The following is a 12,534-nucleotide window of genomic DNA, read 5'->3' as shown; positions in this document are numbered from 1 at the left end:
AAAATCTTTTTATTCTTTGGTTTCAGGATGTTCATTACCAATTATTGTGTAGTAAATGTATAAGTAAAAACATAGGTAAATGAATAAAAAATATTAATTAAACTAATGAAAAACTAAAAAACCACTCCGTGATGGGTGATATTAATGCTAATTTTTCTGCCACCTTCATGCCACCAGGACATAGAGGTCTTTATTGATACCTGCTGTGTCCTATTCTTATTTGGACAGCTTTAATTGATTGACCACTTTCGATTAACATAGGCGCATGAGTATGTCGTAAAGAGTGATAATTGAAATGATGGTCTTCCACAATCTATAAATAATAGATGGGGTAATTTAGATAATTGGCAACTTTGGTAAAGTATCTTTATACTAAGAATTAGTATTTGTGAAGAAAGGTTTTGGTTTTGTGATAAAGATACTTCCTGCTAAAGAAATTTACCTAAAAGGTAATAATCATGCTGTATTACTTTTACATTCGTTTACAAGCCATACTAGAGATATGAAGAAGGTTGCAATTGATATACATAAAAAAGGTTACACATGCTATGCACCACTTTACCGAGGTCATGGATGTGCTCCGGAACAGTTACTACAATATAACGTAAATGACTGGTGGCAAGATGTAGTTAACTCATATCAATTTTTAATTAGCGAGGGATTCCAAAAAATTTCTGTCATAGGTTTGTCTATAGGTGGCATTTTTACATTGAAACTTGCAGAGTTGGAAAGAATAGAGCGAGCGATTGTATTATCAGTACCGATTGATAGGGAGCCAGAACGACTCAAAAGAAGAATAATAAATTATGCATACAATTACAAAAAAGTAGAGGGGAAGTCAACATTTCAAATTTCTCAAGAAATTGATATATTTAATCAAATGTCTTTAGATTCATTAATTGTATTTCAACAATTCATTAAGTCTACCATTCAAAATCTTGACAAAATATCAGTTCCAATTGCAATTCTCTATGGTGAACAAGATGATGAATTGTACTCACATAGCGCTAATGTTGTATATAATAATGTCAATTCATATGTAAAAAAGATTAAAGGTTATAAAGAATCTAAGCATTTAATGACATTAGGGAAAGATCAAGAAGAAATAGTAAAAGATATTTTGTTTTTTTTTAATTTGTAGCATTTAAATGGGGGAATTTCAGACCGGGAAAAACAAATAAAAGAGGTTTTATGTGCAGAGATAGCAAGAATTTCTTTTTGTGACATATATGGATGTTATTTCCACGTTGGAGGTTTATCGGTATTATTACTATTGAATAATCCTCATTGACGCTGTTTTTTGTAAAATGAAAACCCTTTTTCTCTATTTTTCAATAATTATTTGCGCCGAATTTAACTTGCACATTTGCATCCTCGCATTCTTTTTTTACCAGATAGATAATTTCATTTGCTTGATATTTTGATAGTTCCTTTGCCATCACTGTTACAGAAACTTCTTCTCCTTCTATTCGTACTAAAGCATCAGGAAAGCCTAGTGCCTTAATTTGCATCTCAAGCATCGTTTCTGTAGATTCTTCTTTATTAAGAGTATCCATTTCAATTGATGCCTTATTTTTTTCCTCAACAAAATACTGATCTGATGTAATTTGTTGCGTTAACTTTTGACGAAGTTGGTTTCTCTCGTTACTTACTTGTAGGCGCGTTTCTTCAAATAAAGGGCTTGGAGAAGAAACTTCCTTTGTCACACTCTGTATTGTTGCTTTTTGATCTGTATCTACAGACAAGGTAATATCCTCTTTTGATTGTTTTGTAGAATCCATCAAATAAAACACTGAAACAACCGCTACTAGAGTTAATAATGCAAGAAACCAAGACGATTTTTTTTGTAGGTGCATTCACTGTCCCTCCATCAATAAATTTGGTGAAATCCCACTAAGCTTCTTTTCAATGTCTGTTTCATGAGAAATTTATAAATGAATAAAAAGAAAATATATGAACACAAGTAGCAGTATCGTTTATTTTTAAATTATATGTAATAAAATTATTTTAATGGCAAGAAGTAAGTAATTAATGATTTAACTGGTTATTTTGGACTTATCCAAAAACTACTCATTTTGATTCTAGCCTTTATTTTTATTTATAAATATGCCAGCAGTTATACGAAAACAACTTATTTTGTATGTCCGATTTGTAGAAACTGCTTTAAATTATCAAAAATAAGTTTTGCATTCGCATTTAAAACAGGTGTCATAAACGAACGTATTATTGCATGTCCAGTTTGTGGCTACAGGGGAAAAATACCTACTGTCAACGACTAATAAAAGGGTACTAGAATATTACGATTCAGTAGCCTTTTGTTGATTAATTTTTATAGTTAACTAAAAGAATAATAGGGAAAATAAAGAAAGGAATAGAGAAATTCCGAGAACTGTCCCAACAACTTTCATATGTCTTTTTCGCCCCATTACAACAATTGCAACATATTCACGAACCATTGCATTGGGCCAATAATAAAATGCTGTTTTAGAGCCGATACCTTGGCTATTTAGACCAGCTTGTCTAGCGTATAGACCAGCACGGAAAAGATGGAAATTATTTGTTGTAAAGATGCTGTTGTATTTACCATCTGGTTTTAACGTATCCATAACTCGTTTCGAAAATAACATATTTTGATAGGTGTTTACAGAACGATTTTCTTGCACAGTATGCTCAAGAGGAATTCCTTTTTCAACAGCGTATTTTTGCATTGCTTCCGCTTCGGGCAGATTTTCATCGGGACCTTGTCCTCCAGAGAAAATAATTGTTGGTGGTGTGGTCACTGCTACTTGTTTATGATAAAAATCGATGGCTTTCTTAATTCTACTTGCAAGAAGTGGTGGTACTTGATCGTTAATTAAACCACTGCCTAGCACGATGATAAAATCTTGGTTATACTTCGGTTTATTAAACTGATAAAGAAAATAGGCAGTTAAAAAGTTTGATAAATGAATCAAGAAATAAAAAATAATCAACGATATGCCACCGAACAAAGGTTGGAATATAGTAGAGAACAAACTGGATGGACTAATAATAGGCATGACAATAAATAATAGAATAATGATAGCTACGATTAAAGTTAAGGAGTTTGCTAAGCGTCTTCCTTCTCGTTTTATTAAGATTCTTGCATTTAGAAATAAGCCGAGCATTAAAGCTACAATTCCAAAAGGTATTATGAAGAAAAGAGAAAAAAGTGGGATGTTAGCTATAAGTTTCAAAACGCTATTTTCAGATGCTAAAGAAGCAATCGTACAAAATAAAAGAAATGAACAAAAAAAGGCATTAAATAAAAAACCATTTATTATCTTCCTTGGATCTTTCAAGTAAGAATACAGAAAAATAAAAAATAGGATAAGCGGAATAATTCCAAAATACATAAAAATCTTACACCTCGACTATATATTATTGATTGTTCTATTTTATACAAAGTATCTACTAAAGAAAATACTAAATATTAAGCTGTGTTTTTTTGGCGAATAGTAGAATCAAGTTGAACACTTTAGAAAAATAAAAACATCGTACGCGAAATCGTGTATTATTGAGGTTCCTACACCAATCAATAAGAAGGGATTTCGAATACGATGCTAGAACAGAATAACATAAAAATAACGAATAAGAAACCACGCCTTACACAGTTTCAACGTGGAGAACTTCAAGGCTATTTGAATGCCGGAATTACAAATAAGAGCGAACTTGCGCGAAAACTCAAGGTTTCGCGCGGGACAATCTACAATGAACTTGCTCGTGGCACGACCACTCAAGTAAAAAAAATCAATGGAAAACATATCTACACAACGCAATATCTTGCTGAAACAGGTCAAGCTGTAACAGATCGAAATGTGGCTCGTTCTCGTAAACCGTTGAAGTTTGGGCGTGTGAAGGCATTCTTGGCATTTGTTGACGAACTATTACTTGATCGCACAAGGACCCTATCTCCAGATGCGATTGTTGGTCTTGCGAAGCTCAAAGGGTTGTTTTCTCCGGATGAAATGATCTCAACAAAGACCCTTTATCATTATATCGAGCTGGGTCTTCTGAAAACTCGAAACAGTGACCTTCTCTTAAAGGTACGTCGAAATACCAAAAAGGTTAAGAAAACGCAACGCCCAAATAAGACAGTTCTCGGTAAAAAGTATTGAAGAACGTCCTGATAGCGTTGAATCTCGTGAAGAATTCGGTCATTTTGAAATTGACTCCGTCGTAGGGCGCAAGGATAAAGAAGATGATGTACTATTAACTTTGATTGAACGCAAAACGCGTCGTGAATTCATCGTAAAGATGGACGGGAAAGATGCCGACTCAGTTAACTACGCACTCTCTTCAGTCCTCGAAGAATTCGGTGAATACACATCTGCGGTCTTTAAATCAATCACCGCAGATAATGGTTCTGAATTCGCTAGGTTGTCAGAAATGTTTGGTGATAGGATAAATATCTATTTCACTCATCCATACTCTTCGTGGGAACGTGGAACAAATGAAAACCACAACGGAATCATCCGTCGTTTCATCCCTAAAGGACATGCGATTGAGGATTATAGCCGGACGCAAATTCGTATGATTGAGAGGGCAATGAACAACCTACCAAGAAAAATCTTTGCCTACAAGACACCAAATGAACTGTTTGAAGAGGAACTTCAGAAACTCGTCTCTTAAGACCGCGGGGACACCCCGCACCCCTGAGCCTCCCTCCAAACAGAAAAGTCTCCTGTTCATCAGTCAGCTACAGATCCTAACCTGTACTGGCTAGATCCACAAGGGAAACCGCCTTGCAGATCTAGCCAACACAGGTTGAACGGACTACGCCGACCGACAAACAGAAGACAAAGGAACCTCTGGGGTGTTTTTTAAAAAAAGTGTTCAACTTGTAATTGCAATTTAGGGCTGTGTTTTTTTATTTAAGCTCCTATATGTTAGCATAGATTTTTGAAATTACATCCTTTTTACTTAATTCGTATACAAATCTTGAAAATATGGCTAATTGTACATCTAAATTAAAAGGAAATTACATTCATTTGCAAGTAACACATACAAGGAGGGACTATAATGATAATTATGGAAACAGAAAGGTTAGAATTACGAGAATTTAATGATGAGGATATTTCTGTCCTTTACACAATTTTTTCAGATGCTGAAACAATGAAATATTATCCGGCACCATTTAATTTAGAACAAACTAAAAATTGGATTGAGAAAAATAAACAAAGATATCGAGAAGATGGTTATGGTTTATGGGCTGTCTGTTTAAAAGAGTCGAAAGAATTAATTGGAGATTGCGGCCTCGTTAAACAAATAGTAGATGGAAAAACTGAAGTGGAAGTGGGCTACCATATTCATAAAAAATATTGGTCTAAAGGATATGCAACTGAAGCAGCTAAAGGTTGTGTGGAATATGGATTTTCATATTTGGGACAAGAAAAATTAATAAGTATTATTGATTCTAAAAATGGACCATCCATTCGTGTGGCTGAAAAAAATGGTTTTATGAAGGAAAAGGAGTCGTTTATCTTTAATAAAATTCATGATATATATTCATTACAAAAGAATAAGTTGCAATTGTGAAGCATAATGAAGACCAAGTGATTACAACTACAACTTTTTGATACTTTATATAGATGATTATTGAATTAAGCACAATACATTATTTAGATAGATAGGAAGTTCCTATCTATCTTTTGTTAAGGGGAATTTTATGAAAGATTCTTTTTTTAATAGTGGTGCTGATGATCCCTTCCGACATTGTCCAATGTACCGTAGACTTGATATCCGTGATTTTGATAAAAATCTAATGCTTGAAAACTTAAAGTATCTACTTTTATGAAATCGCATTTGTTATGTAAAGCAATTTGTTCGATTTCTACTAATAATTTCGATCCATAGCCTAAACCGCGAATATCCTCATCAATCATAAGGGTATGTATCTCTAACCAATTCCAACAAATTTCCCCCAATATACCACCACAGATTTGATCATTTTCATCTGTCAGGAAGAGATTGATTTCTTGATAGCGGCCTCTTAAATCGTTCGGAAAATGTTTTAAATTGTATTCGTAAAGCTTGTTATTAACTAAAGATTTTTTACGATCATTTTGCTCTTGTGAGATGTTGTATTGCATAAATTTTTCCTCCTTATAATGGGAAATTAAAATCATATGATGGCAGTTGCTACATACCATAATATCCTTATTTTAGAATAAATGTAAATGTTGTTTCGTGAAAAAATCAAGTGTATTCAGCGAATAAACAAATGACCAGGTACTATAATAAAGACCTGGTCATTTTGCAAATCATTCATTTATTTTTTCATTCTCTGGTTCTAAGTGAATAAGAATATTGGCTTGATGAAAGATACTATTAATTTTTTCTTCAATACGATCACATAAATCATGAACGGTTTCAATGCTTTTATTTGATGCTACGACTAAATGGAAATCGATATATTCTTCTGCGCCGGAACGTCTAGTTCGAAAATCGTGATACTCAATGTATTCATCTTCAAAGGATTCAATAATTTGAATAATTTGTAGTTCCTCTTCCTTTGATAATCGTGCATCCAATAATGGAGGAAATGCTTCTTTCATTAGTTGGAAAGCTTCCACCATAATATAACATGCTAATATAATACCGATGATCGGATCCAAAATATACCAGCCGGTTAAATGGACAATCAATAAACTCAAGGCAACACCTAATGATGTATAGACATCCGTAAGTAGATGGAGTGCATTTGATTTCATGGCAACAGAGTTGGTATTCTTTGCAGTTCTATAAACAATCCTTGATACAACAAAATTAATTAAAGCGCCAAATAACATGACCAGTATTCCTAGAATTGGGAGTTTGATAGGGGTAGGAGTGATAATTTTATGAATACATTCATAAATAATCCAAATCCCAGCAACAAAAATTAACAGTGTTTCAATTGTCCCAGAAATATTTTCAATCTTGCCATGTCCGTAGGGATGCTCTTTATCAGCTGGTTTACCGGAGATTCGTACGGAGAAAAAGGCAATTAAAGAAGCGAGTAAATCTAGAAAAGAATGGATTGCTTCAGATAAAATTGCTACCGATCCAGTGAACAATCCAACGATAATTTTTAAAGTGACAACAGTAGAATTACTAATAACAGATAAAAATGCAATCTTTGATGAATTCACCTTAAATCACCTCCAATTAAATATAGATTTATGATACCAAGTAAACTTTGTGTGGGTCTATGGCAACGTTTTTTCCTCATTACTATTAAATAACTAGTGTGAAAAAAAGTTGCATAAGGAAAAATTTATATAAACAGTCTGCAAAATTTCATATACTAGTTCTTAGGAGATGAAAGTGATGTGAAAAGAACTAAACAGATGGATAAGAAGCCATACATCAAGAACTATAGTTAAATAAATGGTATAATTAGGGAAAAGAGTGTGGATTATATCGTCAATTAAAAATTTTTTCGAAAGATGAAGTATTTAGTAGACATTCAGGATTCGAACCTTAAATAGAAAAGTTTCAAAAATAAGAAGGGGCGATAATGTGGAAAAGGTTAATTTTTTTGATAACGAATTGTTCACTACAAAAAATGAACAATTTTTTCTAATTCACAAAACTAAAATTAAAAAATTATTGCCAGCTGCTGATGTCCAGCATGTTGGAAGTACAGCTATCCCAAATAGTATTACTAAAGGTGATGTAGACATTCAGGTACGTGTTAGTGCTGAGCAATTTTCAAAAGCTGAAGAATTACTGTCAAGTTTATACGAAGGAAATGATGAAAGTATTAAAACGGATACATTTAGAGCATTTAAAGATGATACCAGTAATCCACCTTTAGGTGTACAGTTAACTGTCATTGAATCCGAATTTGATTTCTTTTGGAAATTTAGAGAGGTTCTATTGAAAAATAAAAATTATCTTGAAGAATATAATAGCCTAAAAAAAGAATACGAAAATAAGTCAATGGATGATTATAGAGAAGCTAAAGATCAATTTTTTCAAAGATTAATGAAAACTTTGGAATTTAAAAACTGTAAGGAATAATCTTGAAAAAATGCAAATGTAAAATTAGGTAAATAGTGTTGCTAATTTTAGCTCATCGCCAAAAGTTGTGGATGACATTTGTTAAGACGTATGCCTTGTATATAAGTTAATTGGAGTGAACGCTGGACGCCCTCAGTCGGAACGGAAATCAACCACACGTTATGGTAATGAGCCCTAATTTGGGTAAATAAAGAGGTGGATGGTAAAGTGGATTATATTCAAATTACTAGGAACAATATTGAACAGGAGCATATATGTTGTGCACTTGGTGCGAAGCAATACGAGCAAGCTGTAAAGGAAAAGAAAAAATGGCTAATTAACCGCATGGATGAGGGGTTAGTTTTTTATCGTTTAAATGATCGGGCAAAGGTGTTTATTGAATATTTACCTGCAACTAAAGCGTGGGTTCCTATTGATGCACCAAATTATATGTATATTAATTGCCTATGGGTTTCAGGTAAATACAAAAATCAAAATCATGCTAGAAGACTGTTTGAAAAGTGTAAGGAAGATGCACTAGCGCAAGGGATGGATGGCATTGTACATATAGTAGGGAAGAAAAAGCTTCCATTTTTGAGTGATAAGCGTTTTTTTGAACATTTAGGATTTAAAGTTGTAGATCAAGTAGCACCTTATTTTGAGCTAATTGTCTATAAATTTAATGATTGTGCAGAGGATCCTTCATTTAAATTACAGGTGAAAAATTCTTTATCCAATAACAATGGCATTGTGATATACTTCACTTCCCAATGCCCGTTTGCAGTAGGTGTTATAGATGATTTAAAAAATATAGCAGAGAAAAGGGGCATTCCTTTTCATGCATATCAACTAATGACGAAAGATGAAGCGCAGAGTGCACCTATCGTATGGACTACCTTTGGACTATTTTACAATGGTCAGTTCATTACACATGAAATTATGAGTGCAAACAAGTTTGAAAAGTTATTAAATTCATTATAAATAGGGGAGGGAATTTAACTCCTTCTCATGAACTTTAAAATTAGAGCAAATAAACAAATACCTATTAAAGAACCTAGAGTAAACGACCAGGAAAAATAATCGAAAAAGATGTATGCAATTAATATTGCTAGCATATAGCCGAGTACAGTGCCCAGCAATTGTTTTTTGATATTCAACGTTCTCACTCCTTACTATGTGAAATTTTTGAAAGTTAATATTCCTTATTAATATTTTATAGAAATATTAGGTAAATATCCATAAGAATCAAAATAAAGAAAGGTGGACATTAATTTTGAAAATTAGCAAACAGTATGCAGATCATTATTTATGGGGAGATCAATGTGATGGTTGGCATTTAGTTAAGAATAATGATCTCAGTATCATTCATGTGCGTATGCTCGCTAAGACAGCAGAGATAAATCATTATCATCATCACGCATAACAATTTTTCTTTGTGCTATCTGGAACAGCAACAATTGAAATTGATGGAAAACGTATCGTCCTACAGAAGAATGAAGGAATTGAAGTGCCACCCCATAAACCACATCAGATGCGAAATGATTCAAAGGAAGACGTAGAGTTTTTGGTCATTTCAGAACCAAATAGTAGAGGCAATCGTATACAACTATAAAGTAATTTTTTCATTTTGAAATGCATAATCTGTATTCTTCATTCTTTTGCATGAGGTATTCATTTACTTTAGTTAATATAGTAAATACTATAAATTGCAAAGGAGATGCTATACGATGAAGATTACAAAGGTGAAACTATACGCGTATGATGTACATAAAATGAAGGAATTTTACTGCGATCATTTAGGATTTGTATTAATAAAGAATTCCGATAATTTTTTTGAGATGGCAGCTGGTGAAAGTATTATCACTTTTAAAAAAATACCCTCTTCTGTTAAAAAACAATATCATTTTGCATTAAATATTCCATGTAATTTATTTCAACAAGCGAAAAGCTGGGGAAAAAAACATGCGGAATTATTATTTTCGGAGGGTCAGGATGAAGTATATTTTGATACATTAAAGGCTCATTCATGTTATTTTTATGATCCAGAAGGAAATATTATTGAGCTCATTTCAAGACAGGAAGTAAATCAAAAACAGGATGCCGAGTCTTTTTCAGCCAAGCATGTACTAAATATTGGTGAAATGAATTTAACGACGGATGCTATTTATTCAGTAGCCAATAGTTTAAGAGAATATGGTATAACTCCAATGAATAATAACGAAATTTGTTCAGATGCTCTCACGTTTATGGGGAATTATGAGGATGGTGCAAATTTGCTTTTAGGACCAAGTGAACGTGTTTGGTATTTTTCTAATAAAAAAGCAATTGTTAGTCCTATTAAGATGGAGATCAATAAAAACTTGCAACTATGTATGACCGAGAATGGTGATTTTACCATTTCGCAACTATAAAAAAGTTAGTGTTAGTCTATTAAATCATAAAATCTCCTTATAGTTATGTTTGAATAAATAAACTAAATGTTGTATATTTATTCATAAATGATAAGGGGGATATTTATGGCTTACGTAATTAGAGAATCAAACCCATCGATTGAGGCATATAAAGCTTTACATCAAACAACAGGCTGGAATGCGAAAGGGCTTTATACGTATGATCAACTATATCAAGCAATTTCTAACAGTTGGTATAGTGCTTCTATTTATGATGATATGACATTAATTGGCTATGGGAGAATTATTTCAGATGGCATTTATCAAACTTTTATTTGTGATGTGATGGTGCACCCTACTTATCAACGACAAGGGGTTGGCACAATGGTTATGGAGGTCTTGTTAGAGCATTGTCAAAAAGAAAATATCAAATGGATTCAGCTTTCATGTGCAAAGGGCAAGCAGCATTTTTATCAAAAACTTGGATTTACAGAACGTGATCCCGATGCTCCAGGAATGATGTTGTTTATTCCGCATTAACCGAAAGTAAAACTCTCACTTCTAAATTCGCGAAAGCAAAGCAGGTACAGAAGTCTCCCACCTCTAAAGGTGGTGAGATAAATGCGATTTTAAGTCACTTTTCAGCGGGTGTCCAAACATCCGCTGAAATAGAGGAACTCAGTCTAAGAACGCCACGTCCTGTGGCAATTTATCTGCGCTTTCGCACAAAAAACATCTATTGGCCTAAAGCCTCTGGACGCAATTATGCCGAGGCATAATTGATTCGTTTTAACAAAGTCACCCTCGATTTCCTCAAAGGCAGCTACCATTTCTGGGACATCTGAAAAAGGTACAACCTCCGTTCCATATGCCTTAACAACCTTTGTACGCTTTTCACTGACACCTCCCGCATGCAAATTCGAAAGCTGCAATTGCTACTAGGGCAATCCCTGTATTGCCACTTGTTAGCGAGTAGTACGTAGCAGAAATCAACGTCTTCTCAACTACCCCATTTTTAACCCTAATAAATTTAAAGAAAAACAAAAGTAATCTTTAAAATACATGAATATATGTTTATTTGGTGAAATTTACTTTAAATTTGCTAATTAACGATATTTTAGAATAATATTTGTTAAAATGTAAGCCTTGTTTATAAGTTAATTAGAGTGGAAATTGGGTGACTACTTGGGATCAGCGTTATAAATGAGTTATTAAATTAGTTTGATGTTGTTTGGGAGATGAAAGAATGAAAGAGACAATTTCTGCTGTTTGTACAACAGCTGAGACAAAAATCAACATGATGAAGCAAAAGCCTGCTAATTATTTATTGTTAGCTATTTTTGGAGGACTTTTTATCGGATTTGGAATTTTGCTCATCACTACTATTGGCGGCTTATTAAGTCCAACTGGGGTACCGAGTATGAAGATCGTACAAGGACTAGCATTTGGTGTGGCACTTAGTATGGTCATGATGGCTGGTGCCAATTTATTTACCGGTGATAATCTAGTATTGACGGTTAGTACACTATCAAAAAAATCATCACCATTAGAGATGTTGGGCATTTGGACGTTTAGTTACATAGGAAACTTCTTTGGTTCTCTTTTAGCAGCCGCATTATTTTTTTACTCGGGGCTAGCAGGTGGAGACATAGCAGCTTACATTGAAAAACTGGCAACAGCTAAGATGAGTGGTAGCTTCGTTGAACTTTTATGTCGAGGTATTTTATGTAATTTGCTTGTATGCTTGGCCGTATGGTGTACCTATAAATTAAAAACTGAGACTGGGAAATTAGTGATGATTTTCTGCTGTATTTTCCCTTTTGTTACAATTGGATTTGAGCATTGTATAGCAAATATGACATTGTTTTCCCTTGCGCTCTTATTACCTCATGGTGAACTCGTATCGTTTGCTGGAGCCATTTCAAATTTATTACCCGTAACGCTAGGTAATATTATTGGGGGAGCCGTTATTGGTTTTGTCTATTGGGTAAATGGCAGAGAGTAATATTTCTGACAATTGCAATTGCAGTTAGCATTATTTCCATAGTTGGACAACTAGTAAAAATACTATGTGCAATAGAAGTTTGTAAAAGGCTTATTTATATTGATACATATAAAGAAAAGTTAAATGCCATGCGAT

General features: G+C 33.5%; 14 protein-coding genes and 1 pseudogene. 10 read left to right on the top strand and 5 right to left on the bottom strand.

Annotated elements, in window-relative coordinates; genetic code table 11:
- Nucleotides 1–190: 190 nt before the first annotated feature.
- On the bottom strand, nt 191–310 hold the full coding sequence (locus FJQ98_RS27310) for a tyrosine-type recombinase/integrase (RefSeq protein ID WP_277815966.1): 120 nt from the start codon (nt 308–310) through the stop codon (nt 191–193).
- Nucleotides 311–388: 78 nt separating this feature from the next.
- Here FJQ98_RS27310 and FJQ98_RS19695 point away from each other — a divergent pair, with 78 nt between their 5' ends.
- Entirely contained in the window at nt 389–1,141 is a 753-nt protein-coding gene (locus FJQ98_RS19695; protein WP_053596253.1) for an alpha/beta hydrolase, read from the top strand.
- 190 nt (nt 1,142–1,331) lie between these two features.
- Here the strand turns inward: FJQ98_RS19695 and FJQ98_RS19690 are convergent, their stop codons facing one another.
- Together FJQ98_RS19690 and FJQ98_RS19685 are read right to left on the bottom strand one after the other, a co-directional pair.
- Nucleotides 1,332–1,856, bottom strand: coding sequence for a SpoIIIAH-like family protein (locus tag FJQ98_RS19690; RefSeq protein WP_053596254.1), 525 nt, complete (start codon nt 1,854–1,856; stop codon nt 1,332–1,334).
- 483 nt (nt 1,857–2,339) lie between these two features.
- Nucleotides 2,340–3,374 (bottom strand): YdcF family protein, encoded by a 1,035-nt coding sequence (locus FJQ98_RS19685; protein ID WP_053596255.1) that lies wholly within the window; start codon nt 3,372–3,374, stop codon nt 2,340–2,342.
- 204 nt (nt 3,375–3,578) lie between these two features.
- On the opposite strand from FJQ98_RS19685, the gene FJQ98_RS19680 reads away from it, so the two are divergent.
- The 3 genes from FJQ98_RS19680 (at nt 3,579) to FJQ98_RS19670 (ending at nt 5,556) form a co-directional block, all read left to right on the top strand.
- The gene (locus tag FJQ98_RS19680; protein ID WP_201406520.1) at nt 3,579–4,136 is read left to right on the top strand and encodes a helix-turn-helix domain-containing protein; all 558 of its coding nucleotides are present in this window, start codon (nt 3,579–3,581) and stop codon (nt 4,134–4,136) included.
- Nucleotides 4,075–4,650 (top strand): IS30 family transposase, encoded by a 576-nt coding sequence (locus FJQ98_RS19675; RefSeq protein ID WP_201406732.1) that lies wholly within the window; start codon nt 4,075–4,077, stop codon nt 4,648–4,650. The genes FJQ98_RS19680 and FJQ98_RS19675 overlap by 62 nt, the downstream gene beginning before the upstream one ends.
- 390 nt (nt 4,651–5,040) lie before the next feature.
- Nucleotides 5,041–5,556, top strand: a complete 516-nt coding sequence (locus FJQ98_RS19670) for a GNAT family N-acetyltransferase (RefSeq protein WP_053595303.1) — start codon at nt 5,041–5,043, stop codon at nt 5,554–5,556.
- A gap of 146 nt (nt 5,557–5,702) precedes the next feature.
- Here FJQ98_RS19670 and FJQ98_RS19665 read toward each other — a convergent pair whose 3' ends face one another.
- Nucleotides 5,703–6,110, bottom strand: a complete 408-nt coding sequence (locus FJQ98_RS19665) for a GNAT family N-acetyltransferase (RefSeq protein ID WP_053595302.1) — start codon at nt 6,108–6,110, stop codon at nt 5,703–5,705.
- Between the two features lie 171 nt (nt 6,111–6,281).
- Entirely contained in the window at nt 6,282–7,151 is an 870-nt protein-coding gene (locus FJQ98_RS19660) for a cation diffusion facilitator family transporter (RefSeq protein WP_053595301.1), read from the bottom strand.
- Between the two features lie 370 nt (nt 7,152–7,521).
- On the opposite strand from FJQ98_RS19660, the gene FJQ98_RS19655 reads away from it, so the two are divergent.
- The 6 genes and pseudogenes from FJQ98_RS19655 to FJQ98_RS19630 all read left to right on the top strand — a co-directional run bounded on the left by FJQ98_RS19655 (nt 7,522) and on the right by FJQ98_RS19630 (nt 12,399).
- Nucleotides 7,522–8,025 (top strand): GrpB family protein, encoded by a 504-nt coding sequence (locus tag FJQ98_RS19655; protein WP_053595300.1) that lies wholly within the window; start codon nt 7,522–7,524, stop codon nt 8,023–8,025.
- Between the two features lie 207 nt (nt 8,026–8,232).
- Nucleotides 8,233–8,985, top strand: a complete 753-nt coding sequence (locus FJQ98_RS19650; protein ID WP_053595299.1) for a GNAT family N-acetyltransferase — start codon at nt 8,233–8,235, stop codon at nt 8,983–8,985.
- Between the two features lie 292 nt (nt 8,986–9,277).
- A pseudogene (locus FJQ98_RS19645) lies at nt 9,278–9,616 on the top strand (cupin domain-containing protein).
- Nucleotides 9,617–9,731: 115 nt separating this feature from the next.
- Nucleotides 9,732–10,415 carry a VOC family protein gene (locus FJQ98_RS19640; RefSeq protein WP_053595298.1) on the top strand — a complete coding sequence of 228 codons (684 nt, stop codon included), beginning with the start codon at nt 9,732–9,734 and terminating at the stop codon, nt 10,413–10,415.
- A 105-nt stretch (nt 10,416–10,520) separates the two neighbouring features.
- On the top strand, nt 10,521–10,934 hold the full coding sequence (locus FJQ98_RS19635) for a GNAT family N-acetyltransferase (RefSeq protein WP_053595297.1): 414 nt from the start codon (nt 10,521–10,523) through the stop codon (nt 10,932–10,934).
- A 706-nt stretch (nt 10,935–11,640) separates the two neighbouring features.
- The gene (locus tag FJQ98_RS19630) at nt 11,641–12,399 is read left to right on the top strand and encodes a formate/nitrite transporter family protein (protein WP_053595295.1); all 759 of its coding nucleotides are present in this window, start codon (nt 11,641–11,643) and stop codon (nt 12,397–12,399) included.
- Nucleotides 12,400–12,534 lie beyond the last annotated feature (135 nt).

This window comes from Lysinibacillus agricola (genome assembly GCF_016638705.1).
In the GTDB taxonomy this organism is placed as follows: domain Bacteria; phylum Bacillota; class Bacilli; order Bacillales_A; family Planococcaceae; genus Lysinibacillus; species Lysinibacillus agricola.
Note: the sequence above shows the minus strand (reverse complement) of the source record. Positions and strands in the feature narration are given on the sequence as shown.